Raw genomic sequence first — 22,656 nt, forward strand, 5'->3', positions numbered from 1 at the left:
TGTCGGCTAAGGCAGTGGTGTGGCTGGCTGGTGGGACACCGGCGGGGCAACAGGCAGCAGCGCACTTCCGGCGCTTCCCGTGTCGGCGGCCATTTCCCAAACACGCCGGAGAGCACAGAACTTCCACCAGTGATGCTTAAGGACCTCGGGGTTGGCCCTCGAGGGACGCACTTCGGTCTCGCCCAGGGCCACGGCCAGGAGCACGGGTGCTTCTCCGTGCTTCCAGGGTTCCCATTCGCCGGCTACAGGGTCTACGAGGCTCTCTTCGGCCTTCATTCCCGCCACCAGCTGCATCACCACTTTGTCGTCCAGGGGCTTGACCGTTCCATCCCTGGTGGTGCCTTTGGTTTTGTAGTCGATGAGGCAGGTCCGGCCGTTGATGCGGGCCACCAGATCCAGGGTTCCTGCATAGCCCACTGTTTGGTTCCAGACTGTGATCTCCGGAGCGATGGGCTCAACGCGGTACAGCTCCCACCATTCATCAAACCGGGCGGCAAAGGCTTCCTCGCCGTTGGCCGCCAGGGCCTCGCGCGTTTCCTTCATGCGGTGCGGCTTGCCCAGCGCCCTCAGGGCCACCTGCTCGCAGTAGTCATGAACACGGTCACCACGTTTCGCTGCAACATCGCGGTAGGCCTCCGCTGCCTTGGCGGCCCTGTTGACCGCCTGCCTTACTTGCGCCGGACTGCCCAGAATGCCCGGGAGCAGGGGGTCGCTGGCAAGGCTGCTCGCACCCATATAGCCGAACCATCCATCCAGGCCATGAGGCTGTTGCCCTATGACGGTGGTGATGGATGGAACAGAGAAGTCCGCGGTAGTGGAACGGGCGTACATGCGGCCATAATCCGTGGCGTGGGCAAGCAGTGGAGCGGTCATATCTCAACTCTTTCACAAAGGACCGACAGGAAGTCCAGCTCACTGAAACCGTCTGGACCACAAGTAAGAAACACAAAAAGACCCGCTCCGTTGCAATAACGGAACGGGCCTTCGGGGTGGGCGATACTGGGTTCGAACCAGTGACCTCTTCGGTGTGAACGAAGCGCGCTACCACTGCGCCAATCGCCCCTGATGCCTTTGAATGCTAGCCCAGTCCGGTCGATTATAGAAATCGGCTGCCTGACACCATTATCCCACTTCCGGACTGCGCCAAAAGCAGCGGGAATTACACCGCTGTAATTAGCCAAAACCCCTAGAAATCAAGGAAGCAGCGGGGTTCATGTCAGTGGGCGGGAAAGCGATTTGGAGAATCCTTGAACCTCCTATAGAGTTTTTACTCGTTGGAACGCGAGGAAATGCCCGTCAGGGCACGGAATCAACCCTCCAAACTGCGGACGTAGCTCAGCTGGTAGAGCACCACCTTGCCAAGGTGGATGTCGCGAGTTCGAATCTCGTCGTCCGCTCGCAGGACACTGTCACGGCAAGGGTTCTTCGGAACCGTGCTAACACGGTGGGTTGGCCGAGAGGCGAGGCAGCGGCCTGCAAAGCCGTATACACGGGTTCGAATCCCGTACCCACCTCGGTGAAAACCATGGTTTCCGGTTCAGGCTGGATGGCAATGGGCGATTGGCGCAGCGGTAGCGCGCTTCCCTGACACGGAAGAGGTCACTGGTTCGATCCCAGTATCGCCCACCAGAGCAATTCATTTTGCTTGTTGTAGAACGCCTCTGAGGCGTAACGATCTACATGTGCGGACGTAGCTCAGCTGGTAGAGCACCACCTTGCCAAGGTGGATGTCGCGAGTTCGAATCTCGTCGTCCGCTCTCTTTTCTTTTAAACCGCGTTATCTTTGCGCGGGCGATTGGCGCAGCGGTAGCGCGCTTCCCTGACACGGAAGAGGTCACTGGTTCGATCCCAGTATCGCCCACCCACGAAAGCAGCTCCCCCGGAGCTGCTTTTTTTGCTGTTAAAACACCCCCAAACGGTTGGCACCTCCATACTCCCCGGTTAGGATCGAAAGGCCAGGAGCGATCTGGCTCCGCGACTGAAGGGAGGTGCCCGTGGGATTACTTGACGATCTAAAGGGCAAGGCTCAGCAACTTATTGGTGGCAAGGAAGAAGCCATCAAGGACGGCATCGGCAAAGCCGGTGACTTCATCGATACCAAGACCGGTGGCAAGTACGCCGACAAAATCGATTCCGTCCAGCAAGGTGCAGCCGGCCTCGTGGACAAAGCTAACGGGACGCCCAACGCGGCGCCTGCAGCTGATGATCCCCACGTCGACGGTGAGCCACCTGTAGCCGGGGAACCCCGGCAGCAGGGCCTCTGACCCAACTAGGTACGTCAGCGAGGTGTCGGTCCCGCCGAGAGGCGGCGCCGGCACCTTCGGCGCTTAACAGGGCCTAGGAAGGCACAGCCTTCACGAAGGCTCGTGGTTTTGACCCTCGCGGGCCAGGGCTGTCAGGCGTGAGACTGCCCTGAAGTACTTCTTCATGTAACCGCCGGTCATCATTTCCTCGGTGAAGAGGCGGTCGAACGGAACACCGCTGGCCAGGATGGGGACGTCCTTGTCATACAGCCGGTCAGCCAGGACCACGAACCGCAGGGCAACTGCCTGTTCAGTGATGGTGTCCACATCGCGCCACACCACTCCGTCGATTCCGTCAATCAATTGCCGGTAGCGGCTCGGGTGGACGCCGGCCAGGTGGGCAATCAGGGTCTTGAAGTCATCCCTGGCCACAGTCTTGCCGTCGAACTCTGCCTTCATGTGATGGTTCAGTTCGTCATTACGCAAAGGCAGCGGCGCCGCCGGCAGACCGCGGTGGCGGAAGTCCTCGCCGTCGATCCTCACCACGTCGAACTGATCGGCCAGAACCTGGATCTCGCGTTGGAAGTCGACGGCGGCGAAGCGCCCGTCACCCAAGGAACCGGGAAGCGTGTTGGACGTCGCTGCGAGCTTGACGCCGGCGTCCGCCAACTCCCGCATCAGCCGCGACATGAGGACGGTATCGCCCGGATCATCCAGCTCGAATTCGTCGATGCAGACGAGCTTGTAGTGGCTGAGCGCTTCAACGGTCTTGCGGAAGGACAGCGCTCCCACGAGGTTGGTGTACTCAACAAATGTGCCAAAGGCTTTCGGGCCTGGCGTCGCGTGCCAGAGGGACGCCAGGAGGTGCGTCTTGCCGACACCGAATCCGCCGTCCAGGTAGATCCCGGCGCGGGAGGTGTCCTTTTTGCCAAAGAGCCGTTTGAAGAGGCCGTCGCCGTCGCGCGCGCCGACGCCGGTTGCGAAACCTTCAAGGGCTCGGACCGCTGCCGCCTGGCTTGGCTGGGAAGGATCGGGGCGGTAGCTGCCGAAGGAGACCGCGCCGAATCGTGGCGAAGGATAAAACCCCTTAAGGAGGTCATCCACGGAAACCGCCGGAGTGCGCGCGGCGAGCTGTTCGATCTGTACCAAGGTGGTCCGTTCTGCTGGTCTGTCCCCAGAAAGAATACCGGTATCGGCCTGACGGCAGCCGCCACGTGATGAAGGCCATATGTCCCTGTGTTAACGGAGGGAAGCAATAGTCCGGGGGCGTGGCTAGTGTTGGAGCAGGTCCGGCTGCCGTGACAACCCGTGCCCGGCCAGGACCCACTGACCGTTTTCAATGAAAGGCCATCAGAATGCCCTACCCCGTTGAACAGAACGAGAAATTTTCCGGCTATGTCCACCCGGAGCGGCTCGTATCCACCGAATGGCTCGCCGCGGCCATCGAGTCCGGAGCCGTGGGTGACGGCGGGCTTGTCGTAGTGGAGTCCGACGAAGACGTCCTTCTTTACGAAACCGGTCACATTCCGGGCGCCGTGAAGATCGACTGGCACACCGACCTGAACGACGAAGTCACCCGGGATTACGTGGAAGGCGAGGCCTTCGCTGCCCTCGCTGCAGCCAAGGGTATTTCCCGGGACAGCACTGTGGTGATTTACGGGGACAAATCAAACTGGTGGGCAGCGTACGCCCTGTGGGTCTTCACCCTGTTCGGCCACGAGGATGTTCGCCTGCTGGACGGCGGCCGCGACAAGTGGATCGCAGAAGGCCGTGAACTCAGCACGGACGTACCTTCCCCGGCTCCGGGCAACTACCCCGTAGTGGAGCGCAATGACGCCCCCATCCGCGCCTTCAAGGAGGACGTGCTCGCCCACTTGGGCAAGCCGCTGATCGATGTCCGCTCCCCTGAGGAGTACACCGGGCAGCGCACGCACATGCCTGCCTACCCTGAAGAGGGTGCGCTCCGCGGCGGGCACATCCCCACCGCGGCTTCCATTCCCTGGGCCCGGGCAGCTGCACCGGACGGCACCTACCGCAGCCGCGAAGAACTCGAAGCGCTGTATCTCGGAGAAGCAGGTCTGACCCCGGGCGACGACGTCGTGGCCTACTGCCGTATTGGCGAGCGTTCCAGCCACACCTGGTTTGCCCTCAAGTACCTTCTTGGGTTTGACACCGTACGCAACTACGACGGGTCGTGGACTGAATGGGGGAACGCTGTCCGCGTTCCGATCGTCAAGGGTGCAGACCGCGGCACTGTTCCTTCTTCACGGCCGGCAACGGCAGAGGCGTCGAACTAGCCGGGGAAAGCCCACACCACTCCCCTGCAAATACTGCGTAAGCTGGAACTGATGAATACCGATTCCCTCCCCGCCACCCTTGCGGAAATTGTTGATGATTTCCAGGCCCTCACCGAACCTGAGCGGCTCCAGCTGCTCCTGGAGTTCTCACGTGGACTTCCGGAACTGCCCGAGCATCTCAAGGACCACCCTGAACTGCTCGAACAGGTGGTGGAGTGCCAGTCACCGTTGTTCCTGACAATCGAGACGGAAAAGGGCGACGGCGGTGCTCCGGACAGCGTCCGGCTGTACTTTAAGGCGCCACCGGAAGCTCCCACCACTCGGGGATTCGCCGGTGTCCTCCATGAGGGACTTGATGGTTTGTCCGCTCAGGAAATCCTGGCCATACCGGATGACATGCCGGAGCTACTGGGACTCACGCGCGCCATTACCCCGTTGCGGATGAGGGGCATGACGGCAATGCTGGGCCGCATCAAACGTAAAGTTGCGGCCTCAGCCCGCTTCCAAGGCTGAGCCCGCACCAGCGGATGGCAAAAAAACAGGCTTCACAAGGAACACCGGCCACAGCTGCTTTAACTGCGGCCGGTGTTGCTTTTGTGTTGCATCCGTACCATCACGATCCCGCCACGGCGAGCTACGGTATGGAAGCCGCCGAGGTGCTGGGCATTGACCCGGCCAAGGTGTTCAAGACCCTCATGGTCGACGTCGACGGGCAGCTGGCCGTGGGAGTGGTTCCCGTCAGCGGCAATCTGGATCTGAAGGCGATGGCCGCATCACTGGGGGGCAAAAAGGCCGCCATGGCCGATGCCGCCGTCGCCGAACGCCGTACTGGTTATGTACTGGGCGGGATTTCACCCCTGGGACAGCGCCAGGCGGCCCGCACCGTGGTTGACGACAGCGCGTTGGAACAGGAAACAGTGCTCATCTCCGGTGGCCGGCGGGGCCTGGACATCGAGCTGAATCCCCACGACCTGATCCGGCTCACCGGAGCCATCTCCGCACGAATCAGGACGGTCAGGTAAGGGTACCTGCGATGGTTGGTCCCGGTCCTCTAATCGACGACGAACCTGTTGCGGATGGTGCCGAGCCCCGTGATGCCGCATTCCACAACGTCCCCGGGTTGGAGGAAACGGGGAGGCTTGAATCCGAGGCCGACACCGGGTGGTGTGCCAGTAAGAATCACGTCACCGGTTTCGAGAGTGATGGTGGTCGCCAGATAGAAAATCAGCTCACTGATGTTGAAGATCATGTCGGCGGTGGAACCAGTCTGCCGGGCCTCCCCGTTCACGGTGGAAGTGACACTCAGGTTGTAGGGATCGGGAATCTCTTCTGCCGTCGTCAACCACGGGCCGATCGGGCAGAACGTGTCGGCACTCTTCGAGCGGGAGAACTGCCCGTCTGACTTCTGAGCGTCACGGGAGGATACGTCGTTGGCCACTGCATAGGCAAAAACGTGGGAAGCGGCATCCTCGCGGCTGACCCGCTTCGCCGGCCTGCCGATGATGACCGCCAGTTCGGCTTCATAATCGGCCTGATCCGTTACCCGCGGACCGATGACGACATCAGCGAAAGGTCCATTGAGCGAACTGGAGTACTTCGCGAAAATTAGGGGCTTCTCGGGCGGAACGGCTCCCGTCTCCTGAGCGTGGCTTGCGTAGTTGAGGCCAACGGCCAGAATCTTGCCGGGACGAACGACGGGGTTGAGAAGCTCTTCCTGGGCCACCTCGAGGGTGGGCGTTGTGCCGGCCAACCTGCTGTGTACATTGTTGATGTCTTCAATGAGTGCCCGTGTGTCCGGGTAGCTTAGTCCGAGCGAGGTCAGAGGCGTCCATGTGCTCGACTCATCGCTGACGATAAACTCGGGGCCGCCGTCGAACATTGTCCGTGCAATTCTCATCTTGTTTCTCCTGACTGGGCGGCGCTTGCTGTACTTCCCTTGGTTACAGCAGCGTCTTCCTTAGTGACGTGGCCAGGCCTCAGGCCGAAGAACTCGGCCGTACTGAGGCCGTCCAGGATCTGTGCCATGAGACTCTGTTCACGTTTGAGGGTGGCGCGGGTGGAGGCCGCAACGGTTTCCCGCAGCTCCCACGGCACGACAACCACGCCGTCCTCGTCAGCCACTACGAGGTCGCCTGTGTTCACACTGACTCCCCCGCACGAAACGCCTGCGCCCCAGGTGCCCCCACATGCCTTGTGCGGCCCGGCGGCAGAGATCGCTGCGCTGTAGACCGGAAAGCCACGTCGACGGATTGCAGCGACATCACGGACGGCCCCGTCTATAACAGCCCCCACCACTCCGCGATGTTGAGCAGCAACGGTCAGAACCTCTCCCCATACTGCACGGTCAGCGAAACCGCCGGCATCCACAACCAGCACGGATCCCGAGGGCACAACCTCGAGGGCCTGGTGCAGGGAACCGCTGTCCCCCACCACTACCCGCACACAAAAAGCACGGCCAACAAGTCCGCTGACCGTTTGGGGACGGATGCGGGAGGACAGCACCCCTTGGCGCCCATTGCTGTCGGAGATTGCAGGCGTGCCGAAGGCGAGCCACTCCTCTGCCATGGTGCCCTCACTCATGCGCTCATCACCCCTCCACGGAAAATGTTGGAGGAGGGACCGGGGCCGCCGGGGACGACGAGGTCTGCTTCAAGCCGCCGCCCGCAACCCGGACAATAGAACGACCGGATGGCAACCATGACCTCGTCCCCCTCGACGTAGTCCTCTCCACGAATGGGGCCGATCACAGATGCGGGCACTTCTTCGCAAACGCAGCCGTGCCGCAAGTCGGCAGCGGCCGGGCCGAGAGTGGTGCCACATCTGACACAAGCCATGGTGTCCGTCCCGTGATCGATGGCAACAATGTCCCAGTAGTGCACCGCCTCACGTTCAACAGCACTCTCGGGATCACTGGCGGGCATCGATTGCACCCCCGGGAGCGGATGCTTCTCAACAAAGGGCACGGCCCTGCCCAGACGCTGCTTTCGGAGTCCCTGTCGCGTGACGTCGGTCTGCTCGCGGTCCAGCTCGAGGGTTCTTCCGGCTGTCAGGACAACGCCGTAGGTCCTGGCTGCCTCATCCGCGGAGACAAGCCCCGTTCGAACGTCCTTGAGCACTTTGTCCGGATCCCGGTCCAGCGGATCTCCGAATCCGCCTCCGCCTTGCCAGTTGTGATACTCGACAGTGTTTGGACCGAATTCGATCTTCGAACTGTTCAGCGGGCCAACCGTCCGTTCACCGTCGATCTGCTCAAGCGTGCCGACGAGACCGGTGTTTTCCGTCCCCTGGTCCAGCCTGGCGGCGTCGAGGAACCGAAGGTAGCGTACGGTGGCGCCGGGCAGCCCGCCGGCCACTCCGATGGCGTTGGGGGTCAGCGATCCGACTCCGGCAAAAGATGTCGACAGCGGGCCCTTTGCCTCGTAGGGAACAATCGCAACCTCGCCTGACACTCCACCCCGGAAGCGGCCGGCTCCGCCCGAATCAGTCAGTTGGCGACGGAACAGGTACAAAAGCGGGTAGGCGTCCTCCGTCGCCTCAATCGAGGGGATGTTCGCGGTGGTGTTGATGATGATCCCGCCGGTATCGACTCCATCCGCATATGTTCTTGCCCCTGTTCCGGCGGCAAAGTGGCTTGCTTCCGGGGCGACAGTGAACGTTCCGTCCCGGTTGACTCCCACCATGGAGACGCCAAGCGAGGTCGCACACCAGCTGGCCATGGCTTGCTCGTGGTGCTTTGGGCTGGCTAGAAGCATTCGGGACAACACGACGAGCACGAGATTCAACGTCACGATGATTGCGGAGATGGTGGACATCGACACCGGCGTGGGGAATTCGGCAGTCACGATGGTTCGGGGCGGGGCCTTGATCTCGACACAGTCGGCGGCGCCGTCATTCCATGTCAGGTCGTATCCGAGCGCGATGCAGACGCCGGATAAGACGGCCGCCCGAAGCCCTCCGAACGCAGTGTTGGCAAAGCCCTCGACCTGCGCGTCGGAGCCTGCAAAGTCCAGGGTCAGCTGGTCGCCTGTCTTTGTCAGGGTGCAAACGATCTTACGGACGTTTTGCCTATGCCCGTCGTGGTCCAGATACTGCACCTCGCGCCACTGACCGTCCGGCAGCGACCGCAGACGGGAACGCATCCGCCGGGCAACGTGGCCGATGCCGCGACGCATTACCTCATTAACGACAGAGGGCCCTACCTCGTCGGCAACCTCCAGCAATCGCGTGCGCCCGACCTCATTGGCCACAAGCTGCCCCCGTAGGTCCAGTTCGGCTAAGGGTTCGCGCACCTGGGCCATGATGAGGTCGACGATGTCCTCCCGAATCTCGTGGGCTTCAACGATCTTCGTCGGCGGAAGGCGGAGCCCCTCGTCGAAAACCGACCTGGCGGTCATGTTGAATCCCCCGGGTTCGCTGCCGCCAATGTCGAGCCAGTGGCCGGACGAACCCACCCAGGCAAGAAGCTCTCCGGAATGGTGGACCGGAGCGACAGTGGCGACATCCGGTTGGTGCGTGGCACCCAGGTACGGGTCATTGCAGATGAACATATCCCCCGGGTTGATGCCTGGATGCTGCTCGCGTTGCTTGATGACTGAGCCCACGATGAGCCTTAGCACGTGGGCCTGGGTCGAGATGTACGGGCCCATGGCAACCAGCTTCCCGTCGGGCAACGTGATGCCCGTGCTGGCATCATAGGCGCCGACCAGGATCGGCGACCCGGAGGTGCGCATGTACTTGATGCCCATTTCCTCGGTGATATCAAGCAAACGGTGCCACACCACCTCGAACAGCACCGGGTCAATTTTTTCAGTCATCAGTTTCTCCTGCAGCCTCGAGAGAAATAATCAGGTTGCGCAGCTCGTCGACCTGCGCAGTCGCTCCTGGGGGAACTGCGACGCTGGTACCCGGTTGTTCGATGATTGCCGGTCCCGAAAAGTCGTGGCCAATCTCCAATTGGTTGCCGGAGTAGACGGCAGTGGATATCCAGCCACCCGCCTCAGGCCAGTAGACGTCACGGCGGTGCATCGGAGTGTCCAGCTGCGTTATGACAGGAGCGGACCCCTCTTGCCCCACCTCGATCCCGCTGGCGGCAGTTGCATCGACTCCTATCCGGAGAATACGAGGCACCGCATCCTTTAGCCGGGCCGTCTTCCCGAACAACACTTCATAGCGCTCGCCGAAGGCTTTGGTGAAGGCATCCACGATTGAGCCACCGGCTGCTCCGTTTCCGTGAAGATGCACGCGGACATCATGCAGTTGCCGTTCGTAGCGCATATCCGCCCACCGTGTGATGCTGATCCGCTCGGTGGCGACGCCTTGGGCGTTGAGCGCGGCGATGGCGTTCTCAGCGACGTCTTGGAAGCTTCTGGCCAGTACCTCGTCGTCGCGTCCGGCCTCGGTGCTGATGGACCGCTGAACGGTGCGAATGGTGTCCGAGATCACCACCCCATAGGCGGAGAAGGCAGTCGCACTGAGCGGAATCACCAAGCGGGACACTCCGGCTGCCCTGGCATAAGACGCCGCGTGCACAGGTCCCGCTCCGCCATACGCTGCCAGTACGAACTGACGGGGGTCATAACCCCGCTCAAGTGTTGCCTTGCGGATGAGATCCCCCATCTGCGAGTCCACTACTTGCCGGATCCCTGCCGCTGCCGCCACAACGTCCCCGTCGAAGAGTGGATCGGCGATGTAGTCCTTGATTGCGGTCTCAGCCAGATCGAGCCGCAACTGGATCCGCCCCTCCAGGAACCGTGTGGGGTCAAGGTAGCCGAGCACGGCGTCCGCATCGGTGACCGTTGGCCTCATACCTCCCCAGCCGTAACAAGCCGGCCCAGGTGATGCCCCTGCAGACTCCGGACCGATCCTCAAGCGCCCGGCGTCTTCCCAGGCGATACTTCCACCGCCGGCACCGATGGACACGACGTCGATCATGGGCGAGAGCAGCGTGTATTGGTTGATGATGGTTTCCGGGGCCATCGACCATCGGCCATCAACAATGAGGCCAACCTTGAAGGTAGTACCACCCACGTCTGTCGCGATGACGCGCTCCTGCTTCATCGCAGCCGCCAGCTTCTGCACAGCAACCATTCCACCGGCGGGCCCGGACTCAATGGTGCTCACAGGGAGAACAGACGGGATATCACTCACTCCTCCCCCGGCCTGGAAAATGAGAATGGGAACGCGCAGGCCTTCCGCCGTGAGGCGCTGGTTCAGTCGCTCAAGGTACTTCTCCAGGGTCGGCGCAATGAATGCATTAACCACCGTTGTCGATGTGCGTTCGTATTCCCCCGTAACCGGTGAGATCTCACTCGACAATGAGACGTGCGCGTCCGGCGCTAAGTCACGGATCACCTCGCGCACCAGCTGCTCATGCGCGGGCCTTTGATGGCTCCAAAGCAGCGTGACCGCGAACGACGTGACTCCTTGGGCAAGGAGGCTCCGGACGCCGGACTCTACATCCTCCCTCCGAAGAGGCTCGATAACCCGCCCCGACCGGTCTACCCGTTCGGGAAGTTCAGCGATCCTTTCCCGCGTGACGATCTGACGCGGTTTATCAGTCGCCCGCAAGTGGCGGCGTTCGGTGAGCCCAAGCCCTGCCACGCGGCCTCGTGCGCGCATAATGAGGATTTCGTCCCCGAAGCCCCTCGTGGCCAGAAGGCCGACCACTGCACCCTGCTGCCAGGTAAACATCACATTCGTAGTCTGTGTGGTTGCATGCGAGAAGCGCTCGGTCTCTGACAGCAGCTCGGTCAATGAAAGCCCGAACTGTTCCGCAGCCCTCGTTACGCCGTCGAGCAGCCCTTCCATCAGGTCCAGCGGCGTGGTGGGCGACTTCGCGATCACTTCGCACTGGGTTGTTCGATCAAGAACGACGACGTCGGTAAATGTTCCGCCGATGTCGACCCCGATAACGAAAGGCATTTTGCTTCCTCCGTGACTACCCCAAGGACTGGATCTTCCATAGTGCACAATCGTTTGCGCTAATATACAAACGAAGAACCCCAGGGGTCAAGATCCCTGGCAGCAGTACATTTGGATGTGGTGAATGCGAATGAAGTTGGGCGAAAGAGAGAGCATGGAATCAACTAATCGCAAGACGACAATCAAGCACATCGCGGAAGCGGCAGGCGTGCATCCCTCTACCGTCTCCCGAGCCCTCAACGGCCTGCAGGAGTCGCGGATACCGCAGGAAACGGTTGATCGCATCCATAAAGCCGCGGCTGAACTGCGGTACGAACCCAACCCGTGGGCGCAAAGCCTGCGTACCAAGAGGGCCATGATGATCGGACTCGCGATTCCCCGCTTCACCGATTATGTGCTCGCCCAGATGTTTGAGTCCGCGCAGATCCGGGCGACGGAGTTCGGTTATGACACACTGACGGCGGGAGCGGAGGTCGGAGGAAAAGGCAATGCCGCGATCAAGGGTTTGATGGACAGACGAACGGACGGCCTCATCCTTGCCACTGCAAAGATCCATGACGAATACCTGGCGGAGATAGAGCGACGAGGTGTTCCGTTCGTCCTGCTCAACCGCAAGTCCGGCGCCTACCCGGCAGTGACCGGCGACGACGAACTTGGCGGCTACCTCGCGACCCGCCACCTCATTGACCAGGGCCATCACCGCATTGGCCACATCAGCGGTCCGCTGACCGTCAGCACAGCGGACAGTCGCGCGCGCGGCTATCGGCGTGCATTGGAGGAAGCAGACCTGCCCCTCGATCCTGAATTGACGCAGGAGGGCCGTTTCGATGCCGGGTCGGCTGGCGATGCTGCTGAAGCACTCTTGAGCCTCCCCGATCGCCCGACAGCTATCTTTGCGGTCAATGACATCAGTGCACTCGCCGCCATGGCCACCGCGCGCCAACGAGGACTCGCTGTCCCTGAGGATATCGCAGTGGTTGGCTACAACGACTCGGAAGTCAGTTCGCTCCTTCCCATCCCCCTCACGAGCGTCCGGGTTCCCCTGCTGGACATGGGGAGCGCCGCCGTCGACCTTCTCCTGGCTTTGATGAACGGTGAGCCTGTCGAATCGATCGTAAAAGCTCCCGAGCTGATTCCCAGGGAGTCGTCACTGTTCTCCCGCTCCTAGCGTGACCAGACATATTGGAGGAAGCTGATACACGGCAGGGGTTATCCCCCAACCAGGAGCCAGTTGTAGATCTGGGGCACGAAGGTAATGAGGACTGTCAGTGCCAGCAGCGCGATGATAAATGGCGTGACGGCCACCGAGAGGCGTCCCATTGGCACTTTGCTGATGGACATGGCCACGAAGAGACTCGCTCCGACAGGCGGAGTGGCCAGTCCGAGCGTGAGCGCGAGCACGGTGACGACTCCGAAGTGCACGGGATCAACGCCGTAACTGATTGCGGCGGGCAACAGCACAGGGGTAACGATGATGATGGCAGGAACCGGGTCCAGCGGCATTCCGACCAGCAGCAACACAATCAGCGCAATCAGGAGGAACACGGTCTGGCTGTCGGTAATCGACAACATCAGTTCCGCTACGAGGCCCGGCAGCCTCGAATACGCCAGCGCCCAGTTCAGCACGGACGACGAGGCCACGATGATCATGACGGTGGCGGTCATGATCACCGATGCACGAAGCACATGGAGGGCTTTCTCCACGTTCAGTGTGCGGTACACCAGGCCCACGATGAGAGCGTAGAAAACGGCCACCGCCGCCGCCTCGGTTGGGGTGAAGATTCCTCCGAGGATGCCGCCGATGATGAGTACGGGCATAAAGAGCGCAATGAGCGCGTCACGGACAGAAATCGCCAGGTCTTTTCCCTCCAGCACCTGGTCGGGCCGCAATTTCGGGGTGACGAAGCCCTGCCGCCTCAGAAGCACGAAGTTGGTGATCATGACGGTGACACCGATCAGGATTCCAGGGATGATGCCGGCGATGAACAGGTCCCCGATGGAAGTCTGGCTTTGGACGCCATAGATGATAAACGGGATGCTGGGCGGAATAACGGCACCCATGAGGGAAGCGGCCGTAATCGTTGCCACCGAGAACTCCCGCTTATATCCGTCCCGTTGCATCTCGGGAATCATGGTGATGCCAACTGCCGCGAGATCGGCTGCTGCAGCACCGCTGACTCCGCCGAAGACCATTGATACCAGTACGGCGACCTGGGCCAGTCCCCCGTAAATCTTTCGCAGGAGATACCGCGTAAGCCGGACGAGCCGCTCGGTAAGCCCGACTTCATTCATGAGGTAGCCGGCGAGAACGAACAGTGGAATGGCCATCAGAGTGAAATCGTCCATTCCCACGAACAGCCGCTGTGCAACTACAGTCAACGGCGCAGGGGTTGCCAGCATGATGTAGATGAGGCCGGTTCCGATGATGACAATCGCCAACGGGACACCCAGGGACATCAGGCCAACGAATCCGCCAATCAAAATGCCAGGCATCAGATCTCCTCCAATTCAGGGTCGGCAGGCGGAGGAGGTACCGTCGAGAACATGCGGACAATCCCTTGCAAACCCATTAGTGCAAACCCCACCGGAATTGCGAGATAGGCCCACGCAATCTGGATCTGCAACGCCGGGCTCACCTGATTCCGATCGAAATTGGCAGCTGTCCCCTCGGCCCCGTACCAAACCACAGCGAAACTCACGAGGACCGTGATCAATTCGCCGATCCTCCTCGCTACCTCGGGGCTGAAACCGGGGATCCTGCCGAGCAGGGATTGGAGCGCGGGGTGCTCACTGCGCCGGTGTGCGCAGGCAAGCCCCAGGAATACCAGCCAGATTGAGAGGTATCGGGCCAGCTCTTCGCCCCAGCTCAGTGAGGCGTTGAGGACATACCGGAAAAAGACCGCTGAGAGCACCACACCCACGACGCCGACGAATAGCAGGCTGCAGACCCAGAGCAGGACCTGGTCCACCAGGCCGAGAACCCGATCCAGACCCTTCACCACGCGTGCCCCGGGGGTGGACCGGGAGGGTGGGTCGCTTCCGCTCTCGGCCTTGCGGGCAGGTTCTAAGGTCATTCCCTCAAATCCCGGATGGTCTTCAGCATCTCTTCTGCATCCAGATCGGCTGCCCACTTGTTCCAGACGGGCTCGAGAATCTCAAGGAAGGCCTGCTCATTGATCTCGGAAACCTGTACACCGGCGCCCTTGACCGCTGCGATGGCGTCCTCCTGCAGGTTGACGAAGAACTGGCGTTCGTAGGTGGCTGCCTCGGTCATGGCCTCGGAGATAGCGTCTTGCTCAGCCTGGTTCAGCGTGTCCCAGAAATCTGCCGAAACTATCACCGGACGAGGTTCCGCGAGGAATGCCGCCTCCGGAGCAGTGGCATGCTTGATCAGTTCGAAGAGCTTCAGTGAGTTGACGGAGCCCCAGTCAAGGGTTGCACCTTCGATGACCCCGGTCTGGATCCCGGTGTAGACCTCCCCGTAGGGCATTGGCGTGGGGTTCGCACCCAACGCCCTGAGCGCGTCGGTCAGCGCGGGGTTCTCGATAGACCGCAGCTTTAGTCCGTTAAGGTCGGAGGGTTCATTAATCGGGACATCCACAGTCTGAATGGAGCTGTCTCCCGTACTGAACCAGTCGAGCACATGGAATCGGCCTTCGTTGCGGATACGCTCCGCAAGCTGATCGGCGGCCGGCGAGTCAACGATGCGCTGCATGTGGGCCTGGTCCTGGATCAGGAACGGCAGTTCCAGCAGGTTCATCACGGGCGCCAGAGTTGCGAGCGCTCCGGCGCCCACGCCGATATGGATCGAACCATCCAAAATCGACTCGTTGATATCACGTTCCTGGCCCAGTTGTCCGCCAGCGAAGACATCAACGGTGATCTTGCCGCCGGTCTTCTCTTCCACTACCTGCTTGAACTTTTCGGCGCCGTCAAAATAGGGGAATGATTCTGGAGTAATCAGGGCGAAGACGAGCTTCCGCTCGCGAATCTCCTCAGAGTTGCCCCCTCCGGGAGCGCCGCCCTGACATGCCGTGAGAACGAGGGCTGTGGCGGCAAGCATCGCTGCAGCAATGCCGCGTTTTCTGGTACGCAATGTTCCTCTCCTTGCACTTGATCCGTGTAGACGATTCACAGGTGCTCATGAGGGTTCGCCCAGCCGGTTGTCGACGGCGGACGCGACGCTCAGGTGAGCAGACCTACCTTGATCAGCGTTGAACGAACCTCTTCCTTGTCCTGCGGTGTGACGGCCGGCTCGGGTGCCCGCGTTGTTCCCCCTGGAATGAGCCCCATCTGAACGAGCGCCTCCTTCACCCGGGCGATGAAAGAGAATTTGGTCTGCCCCAGGTCCCGGCTGAAAGTGTTGATGAGAGGCACGATCTTGGAGTTCATGTGCTCGACGGCCGCCGTGTGCTCCCCGCTTGATACAAGTCGGTAGAGCTCGGTCCACAGGTGAACGCCAACGTTTCCAATGCCCACCATGGATCCCTGCGATCCATACAGCAGCATGCCAAGCAGGGTGTACGTGTTGTTATCAGCAAAAACTGCCGTCTTGCCTTCCACAGCCTTGTAGTCGGCCTCGTAGGTCTCCATGGACGTTGCTTCCTTGATGCCGATAACATGCTCGATCTCGGCCAGGCGGGCAATGGTCTTTGCCGGGTAGTTGACTCCGGACGACACCGGATACTGGAAGACTGTCATTGGCATATCGATGCCCTCCGCGAGGTCCTGGAAGAACTTCACGACGACGTCTTCATTGTTGATGAACCCCCGCCGAAGGATGTTGTAGAACGGCGTGTTGATTTGGAGCACCGTCGCCCCGGCATCCTTGAGCTGATTGCCGAAGGCGATGGTGTCCTTAGTTGACGTGGGTTCCACTCCCGTCAGGATTGGAATCCTGCCATTGACCACCTCGGCGACTGCACGGACAACTTGCAACTGCTCCTCCCGGTTGAGGCTCGTGACCTCACCCGAATACCCACAAGTGAGAATCCCGTTTACTCCCGGAACGTTCACGACGTGATCGACGTATGACCTCAGCGAGGCGAGATCCAATGATTCGTCGTCGTTAAAAGGCGTCACGACAGCAGTGACCACGCCCTCCAGCTTGACCTGTTCCACGCTCACTTCCCTCTCTCAGCGCAATCGATTGTGCGGATTGAAAAAAGGATACCTATCAGCGTGTGCGCACTGTCAAGAGGGCCCCTTAGTCCCTCCGGCCACCGCCCCTAAGGCCGTGCCTTAGGGCCAGCCCCTTATGGCCCTACGGCTCCCGGAACTATTACTCCCGGGTTCGTCCTGGGCGCCAGCTGCTGCCGTAGCCATGCCGAAACCAGCGACTCCCAGCGCTGAGGATCAACGTTCCATTCCTTGGTGTGCCTGGCCCGGCTGAAGCTTTCGAAGGTGACCATCTCGGGGTTCTTCTCGGCGAGCTCTGCCGAAGGTCCGTAGGGCACATACTCATCGTCCACACTGTGAATAATGAGGGTGGGCGTCCGCAGCTCGACAGCCCTCGCCACCCAGTCCATGGCTTTCAGGTCCACCGGAGCCGCGAGTCCCGTAAGCCTTCGTCCGAGGCGGTGGCTCATCATCAGCTGGCCATACCGGCCGACGCCGGACGGTATCCGATGAATTTGGGCATGGTGCGCCAGGACCTCCACCCAGTTGATGACAGGAGCATCCAGGACCATGGCACGGATCAGGTGCCGGTACCGCGATAAATCGGCGGCTTGAAGACAAATCGCCCCACCCATGGACCAACCGAAAAGGACCACCTCTTTGGCGCCATTGGAGAGGGCATAAGTAATAGCGGCCTCGACGTCGCGCCATTCCGTGGAGCCGAGCCCGTAGCGTCCGTCCGGTGCCGACGGTGCCAGGCCGTCATTCCGGTAGGAGATCAGGAGGCTGGTCAGGCCGTGCTCCCTCGCTGTATGGACGGCCCGTAATCCCTCCTGCCGGGTAGCTCCCCGGCCGTGCACCATGATGGCCCAGATGTCCGTTGCCGGCCCGGCCGGAACCATGATGGCCGGCGCTGATCCGCCGTCGACATCAATCAGCACCTCCTTTGAGGGGAGGCCGATAGCGGCGGGATCGGGGTAGGCAACGCCGCTCCACCAGCCACGCCGGGCAGTGGCAAGGTCACCACTGTACACCGCCTCCACTTCGCGAAGCACCGTGCGCTCTGCGGGCGAATACGACAGGATCCTGCCGATCCGGGCATGGCCGCGGCCGGTGTCGAAAAAGAGTCCGTAAACCCCTTCCACAATGGCGTCATCAGTTGCGTCGAGGATGACCTGTTGCTGGTTGCCTTCGCGAATGACGGCAAGGATTTCCTGGTTCTCGTCACGGATCCGGGCAGGGGTGATCACCCTCCGTGCGAAATACAGGGCGAGGGCAGAGGAACCAGCCCCCATCAGACCCGCCAGGCCGGAACCTGCAATGACTCCCCCCAGAGCCCACTTGGCACCGAGCGACTTCGATCCTGTCGTCGCGGTTCCCGTTACTGAAGGGGTCAGTAATGCGCGCAGCGAAGTACGGGAGGTGTCCGGGCGGCGCATCGGGAATGCCATGCAACCATTCTTACCGCTAACTCACATCTGACATATTCCGGACATGCCGCAGCCGTATGTACTGCGGCGATGATGCGGCCGGACTAGGCTGAGGTCATGAACGATCCGATCGTCATCATGACGGAAGAACCGCTGGGTGCGGATGACCGCGTCAACATTGAACGCCTTGTGGACGGCGGTGATATTCCGTTGGTGGTGCTTGTTCCGGCCAATACCGAGCGCCATATGCTCGTAGATTTCCTCGAGCACCTGTCCTTGCTGGAGATCGCCAAGGCTTTCCGGGAGTTGACAGCACACACTCCCGATCCCGAGTCTGAACGTGCAGAGGCCGCTGAGACCCTTACTGTATCCCTTGCCGCTCTGTCAGGAGTGGGCGCGGGCGTGACAGGCGAGGTTGTGGACGGCCGCGCTGTCGACGGACTTGTGTCCAAGGTTAAGGAACTCGGTGCCAGCCAAGCTGTGGTGATTACCCGTCCGCACGCAATAGCTGACACTTTCCACACGGACTGGGCCAACAAGGCGCAGGACAGGCTGGGACTGCCTGTGCTCCATCTCTATGCAGGTTCGGGATTTATCGGCGACTCCTAGACGTTGACCAAAGTATGAGCACTCAAGGAGACCACGGCAACAGCGAGGCGCCCGTTGTGGCCCGGACCGACGAGGAATGGCGCCGGGAACTTTCGCCCGAAGAATACCGGGTGCTGCGCCAGGCCGGAACCGAGCGGCCCTACACCGGCGAATACTGGGATACCCACACCGAGGGCGTCTACCAGTGCCGGGCTTGCGGAACGGAACTGTTCACCAGCAAGGAAAAATTCGATTCACACTGCGGCTGGCCCTCCTTCTGGGCTCCCTTGGCGGAGGGAAAAGTACGGTACATCCACGATCGCACCATGGGAATGGACCGGGTCGAAGTGCGCTGTGCCACCTGTGATTCGCACCTGGGGCACGTCTTCGAGGGCGAGGGTTACGAAACTCCCACGGACCAGCGCTTCTGCATCAACTCAGTTTCGCTGCGGTTGGTCAATAGTGAACAGGGCTGAAGAGTAGCCGGCCCGGTTTCAGCCAGCTTCGCGCTTGATCTGGATGACTCTTTCTCTGTGCCTTGCCCAAGACTCTCTTATGCTTGATGGCTTTTTGGATTAGAGCCTCTGATTGGTTGCTACGCTCGCCGTAGAAGCACCAGCGACCAGAGAGGCCACTGCCACCATGAGCATTCCCGTCATCACCAGCCAGGACACGATCGTCACTGCCGCGCACCCGGAATGGGTCCGGTTGAAGACTGCAGCCACAGCGTTGCAGTCCCTGCAGGCAATGGACGGCTCCGTTCCTGAGGGGGCCCACCACACTGAAGCGGCGGCTCATGTTGCTGTTATTGTCGGCGCCATCACGGCCTTGGCGCCGTCGTTCCCCCACGACGCGGCCTATCTGGAACTCCTCGCACAGGACTTCGATGCCTGGGCAGACGGAGGCTTTGGCGTGCCTGACTTCCTCGATTCCCTGCTGGCGTTCCAGCCGCAGCAGCACCGGGAAAACGGGCTTCAGCATTTGGTCGTTTTCCCCATGTACACGCAGAACGGCAGCAGCAGCCGTCTCGTCGAGGCCGTGCTGATCGAGGTCATCTGGCCGGAGTTCATCGCCGACCTCGAGGGCGGCGAGTACTCAAACAGGCTTTTTGTTCCCATCCGCTTCCTGGATTTCACCCCCGGCTACGATTCCAATTCAGCTGTCCTGTTCCCGGAAACAGTCGGCGTCCGGGAAACACCCACGTTCACGTGGGGAGCAATTTTTGCTGACCGGGAAGCCGCAAGGTTCCGCAAGGTGCTGCGGGCCGCCGCCCAAATCACCTCGCTGGAGCTTCCGCCAGAAGCCAGGGAGTTGCTGGAAGACCAGCAACTGACGCAGGAAACCTTTGTGATGTGGGACCTGATTCACGACCGGACCCACATGAGGGGCGACCTCCCCTTCGACCCCTTCATGATCAAGCAGCGGATGCCGTTTTTCCTGTACTCCCTGGAAGAACTGCGCTGTGACCTTACAGCGTTCCGCGAGTCCGTAAAGATTGAAAAGGACGAAAAAGCCAGCCCCGAAGCCCGTAGGCATGCCAAGCTCGTGCAGTACGCCGTGATCTTCGACCGGATTTTCCGCTTCGCCATCACCGGCAGCCGTGTCCGCAACTACGACGGCCTCGGCGGGCAGCTCCTTTTTGCCTGGATGCACCAGCACCGGGTGCTGCACTGGACCGACAGCAGCCTCAGCATCGACTGGGATGAAGTCTCCCAGGTGGTCATCGAGCTGGGGCTCCGGATTGAGGAGCTGTACTGGCGCTCCATCGACCGCCCCAAAACAGCACACTGGTTGGCAGCCTATGAGCTCGTATCCGGTACCGTGACTCCTAACCCCGCATCTGTCTGGGCCAAGGGGCCGGAAGCTTTGCCACTCGCCGGGCCACCCCGTGGACTCACCGACCAGGTGCTGGACGACGAATTCCCCCTGTCCATGTTCTACGAAGCCCTGGAGAAGAAGATGCGGCCCATCATCGAATCGACTGCCGGAATGACGGGGACGTCCACCATCACATCCAGCACGGAGGCTTTGAACGCCCTATGAGATCCGGACGCACCCTGAAGGTACTGGTCACTGGCGGCAGCGGAGCCTCGGGGGTGGCGACTGCCAAGGCCCTGCGGCACGCCGGCTTCAGGGTCCTCACTGTGGGCTCTGACAAACAACGGATTGTCGCTGCAGCTGCCCAGGCGGGCGAGGGGGTCATCCCCCTCGTCTGTGATCTCGTAAACCTGGCAGAGGTCCAGGCACTGCATTCGGATGTCACGACGGCCCATGGCGGGATCGACGGCGTCATCCACCTTGTCGGCGGATGGCGCGGCGCCAAGGGCATCACCACTCAGACGGACGAGGACTGGGACTTCCTGGAACGCAGTGCCGTGACCACGCTCCGGAACGTTTCCAGGGTGTTCTACAACGACCTCTCAGCATCGGACACAGGCCGCTTCGCCATGGTGTCATCCACCGCAGTGAACTCCCCCACCGCCGCAACGGCAAACTACGTGGCGGCAAAAGCGGCGGCTGAAGCCTGGACTATGGCTATTGCCCAGGGCTTTGAAGCAGATAAGGACGAGAACGCCGGTCTCCGCAGTGCCGCCGTCGTGTTTGTGGTCAAGGCGCTGGTAGACGACGCCATGCGCCAAAAAGCGCCGCAGCGCACCTTCCCTGGCTTCACTGACGTCCGGGACCTCGCTGCCGCCGCCGTTGACCTGTTCCGCACGGACGCCGTGGAGCTAAACGGACGGAAACTCCTGCTGGTTCCCTGACTGCTGTCCTTCCCTGACGCGGCGGCCCTTTTCTGACTGCCTTTCTCACAGTCTGTCCTCGGAGGCACCTTCGAGGACAGACCTCCCCGCGCATCCCTAAAATGAAAGTGTGACCAAAGCAATGACATCCACAGTAGAGACTTCTCCCGCCTCTGCCGCCGCCGAAGCTTCAACCGCGGGTCAGGAACCGGGGCAGATGCAGCTGCATGACCCGTCGGTGCGCGGCTTCGCCTCGGACAACTACTCCGGTGTGCACCCTGAAGTCCTGGCAGCGCTGGCAGCGGCAAACGGCGGGCATCAGGTCTCCTACGGTGAGGATGACTACACGGCCAGGCTTCAGCTGCTGATGGAGAAGCACTTCGGTGAGGGCATTGAATGCTTTCCTGTTTTCAATGGAACGGGGGCCAACGTTCTCTCCCTGCAGTCCCTCCTGCCCCGCTGGGGCGCAGTGATCTGTGCCGCCACGGCCCACATCAATATGGATGAAAACGGCGCCCCGGAGAGGGTGGGCGGCATTAAGCTGCTCGCGGTGCCCACGGCCGATGGCAAATTGACTCCCGAGATCATCGACCGCGAGGCGTGGGGGTGGGGAGATGAACACCGCGCGCAGCCGCTGGCCGTGTCCATCACCCAAACCACTGAAATGGGGACCTGCTACACGCCTGAGGAGGTCCGGGCCATTGCCGATCACGTCCACGCCAAGGGCATGAAGCTGCACATGGACGGAGCCCGCCTTGCCAATGCGGCAGCCCATCTCCAGGTTCCGCTGCGGGCCTTTACGCGCGACGCCGGCGTGGACATCCTATCGTTTGGCGGAACTAAGAACGGTCTGCTTTTCGGGGAAGTGGTGGTGTCGCTGAATCCGGAAGCTTCCAGCGGCTTGATCTATCTCCGCAAAATGAACATGCAGCTCGCGTCCAAGATGCGCTTCTTGTCCGCGCAGTTCGTTGCCCTGCTGGAAGGCGATCTGTGGCTTCGGTCGGCGGCCCATGCAAACGCAATGGCAACGAGGTTGCGCGCTGGGGTGGAGGATATTGACGGCGTCGAACCCACCCAAAAAACCGAGTCCAACGGGGTCTTTGCTGTCCTTCCTGCAGGAGTGGCGGACAGGCTGCGGAAATCCTTCCGGTTCTATGACTGGAACGAGGCAACCAGGGAGGTCCGATGGATGTGTTCATTCGACACCAGCGAAGAAGACGTGGACTCCTTCATCGCCGCCATCAAACGGGAGTTGACTGCCGGTTGATCAAAGAACCACGACGGCGAGCCTGCAGGAAAATGCTGCGGCCCTTGCGTA

General features: G+C 61.1%; 21 protein-coding genes and 6 tRNA genes. 15 read left to right on the top strand and 12 right to left on the bottom strand.

Annotated features, from left to right (window positions below; genetic code table 11):
- Window positions 1-6: 6 nt before the first annotated feature.
- Window positions 7-873 carry a cytochrome gene (locus M1D88_RS10060; protein WP_458114360.1) on the bottom strand — a complete coding sequence of 289 codons (867 nt, stop codon included), beginning with the start codon at window positions 871-873 and terminating at the stop codon, window positions 7-9.
- 117 nt (window positions 874-990) lie between these two features.
- A tRNA-Val gene (locus M1D88_RS10065) sits at window positions 991-1,062 on the bottom strand.
- A 262-nt stretch (window positions 1,063-1,324) separates the two neighbouring features.
- Between M1D88_RS10065 and M1D88_RS10070 the strand changes: the two genes are divergently transcribed.
- The 6 genes from M1D88_RS10070 to M1D88_RS10095 all read left to right on the top strand — a co-directional run bounded on the left by M1D88_RS10070 (window position 1,325) and on the right by M1D88_RS10095 (window position 2,264).
- Window positions 1,325-1,397: transfer RNA gene (locus M1D88_RS10070), tRNA-Gly, on the top strand.
- A 46-nt stretch (window positions 1,398-1,443) separates the two neighbouring features.
- Window positions 1,444-1,514, top strand: a tRNA-Cys gene (locus tag M1D88_RS10075).
- Window positions 1,515-1,554: 40 nt separating this feature from the next.
- Window positions 1,555-1,629, top strand: a tRNA-Val gene (locus M1D88_RS10080).
- Window positions 1,630-1,684: 55 nt separating this feature from the next.
- A tRNA-Gly gene (locus M1D88_RS10085) sits at window positions 1,685-1,757 on the top strand.
- Window positions 1,758-1,789: 32 nt separating this feature from the next.
- Window positions 1,790-1,861 (top strand) — tRNA-Val (locus tag M1D88_RS10090).
- A 133-nt stretch (window positions 1,862-1,994) separates the two neighbouring features.
- Window positions 1,995-2,264 (top strand): antitoxin, encoded by a 270-nt coding sequence (locus M1D88_RS10095; RefSeq protein ID WP_458114361.1) that lies wholly within the window; start codon window positions 1,995-1,997, stop codon window positions 2,262-2,264.
- Between the two features lie 90 nt (window positions 2,265-2,354).
- On the opposite strand, the gene zapE is transcribed toward M1D88_RS10095, so the two are convergent.
- Window positions 2,355-3,392 (bottom strand): cell division protein ZapE, encoded by a 1,038-nt coding sequence (zapE, locus tag M1D88_RS10100; RefSeq protein ID WP_458114362.1) that lies wholly within the window; start codon window positions 3,390-3,392, stop codon window positions 2,355-2,357.
- Window positions 3,393-3,598: 206 nt separating this feature from the next.
- Here zapE and M1D88_RS10105 point away from each other — a divergent pair, with 206 nt between their 5' ends.
- The 3 genes from M1D88_RS10105 to ybaK are packed head-to-tail and all read left to right on the top strand — an operon-like array spanning window position 3,599 to window position 5,562.
- Entirely contained in the window at window positions 3,599-4,540 is a 942-nt protein-coding gene (locus tag M1D88_RS10105; protein WP_458114363.1) for a sulfurtransferase, read from the top strand.
- Between the two features lie 51 nt (window positions 4,541-4,591).
- Entirely contained in the window at window positions 4,592-5,053 is a 462-nt protein-coding gene (locus tag M1D88_RS10110; protein WP_458114364.1) for a SufE family protein, read from the top strand.
- Between the two features lie 14 nt (window positions 5,054-5,067).
- Entirely contained in the window at window positions 5,068-5,562 is a 495-nt protein-coding gene (gene ybaK, locus M1D88_RS10115; protein WP_458114365.1) for a Cys-tRNA(Pro) deacylase, read from the top strand.
- Between the two features lie 29 nt (window positions 5,563-5,591).
- Here ybaK and M1D88_RS10120 read toward each other — a convergent pair whose 3' ends face one another.
- Genes M1D88_RS10120 through M1D88_RS10135 form a run of 4 tightly spaced genes read right to left on the bottom strand, consistent with a single transcriptional unit; the run spans window position 5,592 to window position 11,461 of the window.
- A complete protein-coding gene (locus tag M1D88_RS10120) occupies window positions 5,592-6,437 on the bottom strand; it encodes a fumarylacetoacetate hydrolase family protein (RefSeq protein WP_458114366.1) in 846 nt (281 codons plus the stop codon).
- Window positions 6,434-7,120: an RraA family protein gene (locus M1D88_RS10125; protein WP_458114367.1), complete on the bottom strand. Its 687-nt coding sequence runs from the start codon at window positions 7,118-7,120 to the stop codon at window positions 6,434-6,436. The genes M1D88_RS10120 and M1D88_RS10125 overlap by 4 nt, the downstream gene beginning before the upstream one ends.
- Window positions 7,117-9,354 (bottom strand): hydantoinase B/oxoprolinase family protein, encoded by a 2,238-nt coding sequence (locus M1D88_RS10130; protein ID WP_458114368.1) that lies wholly within the window; start codon window positions 9,352-9,354, stop codon window positions 7,117-7,119. The genes M1D88_RS10125 and M1D88_RS10130 overlap by 4 nt, the downstream gene beginning before the upstream one ends.
- Entirely contained in the window at window positions 9,347-11,461 is a 2,115-nt protein-coding gene (locus M1D88_RS10135) for a hydantoinase/oxoprolinase family protein (protein ID WP_458114369.1), read from the bottom strand. The genes M1D88_RS10130 and M1D88_RS10135 overlap by 8 nt, the downstream gene beginning before the upstream one ends.
- Window positions 11,462-11,615: 154 nt before the next feature.
- Here M1D88_RS10135 and M1D88_RS10140 point away from each other — a divergent pair, with 154 nt between their 5' ends.
- Complete coding sequence (locus M1D88_RS10140) at window positions 11,616-12,629, top strand: LacI family DNA-binding transcriptional regulator (RefSeq protein ID WP_458114370.1); 1,014 nt, start codon at window positions 11,616-11,618, stop codon at window positions 12,627-12,629.
- Window positions 12,630-12,670: 41 nt separating this feature from the next.
- Here the strand turns inward: M1D88_RS10140 and M1D88_RS10145 are convergent, their stop codons facing one another.
- From M1D88_RS10145 to M1D88_RS10165, 5 genes are all read right to left on the bottom strand, one after another.
- Window positions 12,671-13,954 (bottom strand): TRAP transporter large permease, encoded by a 1,284-nt coding sequence (locus M1D88_RS10145; protein WP_458114371.1) that lies wholly within the window; start codon window positions 13,952-13,954, stop codon window positions 12,671-12,673.
- Complete coding sequence (locus tag M1D88_RS10150) at window positions 13,954-14,535, bottom strand: TRAP transporter small permease (protein WP_458114372.1); 582 nt, start codon at window positions 14,533-14,535, stop codon at window positions 13,954-13,956. The genes M1D88_RS10145 and M1D88_RS10150 overlap by 1 nt, the downstream gene beginning before the upstream one ends.
- A complete protein-coding gene (locus M1D88_RS10155) occupies window positions 14,532-15,557 on the bottom strand; it encodes a TRAP transporter substrate-binding protein (RefSeq protein ID WP_458114373.1) in 1,026 nt (341 codons plus the stop codon). The genes M1D88_RS10150 and M1D88_RS10155 overlap by 4 nt, the downstream gene beginning before the upstream one ends.
- Before the next feature lie 89 nt (window positions 15,558-15,646).
- Complete coding sequence (locus tag M1D88_RS10160; RefSeq protein ID WP_458114374.1) at window positions 15,647-16,588, bottom strand: dihydrodipicolinate synthase family protein; 942 nt, start codon at window positions 16,586-16,588, stop codon at window positions 15,647-15,649.
- Between the two features lie 128 nt (window positions 16,589-16,716).
- Window positions 16,717-18,030: an alpha/beta hydrolase family protein gene (locus M1D88_RS10165; RefSeq protein WP_458114375.1), complete on the bottom strand. Its 1,314-nt coding sequence runs from the start codon at window positions 18,028-18,030 to the stop codon at window positions 16,717-16,719.
- Window positions 18,031-18,126: 96 nt separating this feature from the next.
- Here M1D88_RS10165 and M1D88_RS10170 point away from each other — a divergent pair, with 96 nt between their 5' ends.
- From M1D88_RS10170 to M1D88_RS10190, 5 genes are all read left to right on the top strand, one after another.
- On the top strand, window positions 18,127-18,618 hold the full coding sequence (locus M1D88_RS10170) for a hypothetical protein (protein ID WP_458114376.1): 492 nt from the start codon (window positions 18,127-18,129) through the stop codon (window positions 18,616-18,618).
- 14 nt (window positions 18,619-18,632) lie between these two features.
- Window positions 18,633-19,073, top strand: coding sequence for a peptide-methionine (R)-S-oxide reductase MsrB (gene msrB, locus M1D88_RS10175; protein ID WP_458114377.1), 441 nt, complete (start codon window positions 18,633-18,635; stop codon window positions 19,071-19,073).
- Between the two features lie 166 nt (window positions 19,074-19,239).
- Entirely contained in the window at window positions 19,240-20,640 is a 1,401-nt protein-coding gene (locus M1D88_RS10180) for a DUF6421 family protein (protein WP_458114378.1), read from the top strand.
- Entirely contained in the window at window positions 20,637-21,359 is a 723-nt protein-coding gene (locus M1D88_RS10185; protein WP_458114379.1) for an SDR family oxidoreductase, read from the top strand. The genes M1D88_RS10180 and M1D88_RS10185 overlap by 4 nt, the downstream gene beginning before the upstream one ends.
- A gap of 196 nt (window positions 21,360-21,555) precedes the next feature.
- The gene (locus M1D88_RS10190; RefSeq protein WP_458114492.1) at window positions 21,556-22,605 is read left to right on the top strand and encodes a threonine aldolase family protein; all 1,050 of its coding nucleotides are present in this window, start codon (window positions 21,556-21,558) and stop codon (window positions 22,603-22,605) included.
- The last annotated feature ends 51 nt before the right edge of the window (window positions 22,606-22,656 follow it).

It is taken from the genome of Arthrobacter sp. R1-13, assembly GCF_054161475.1.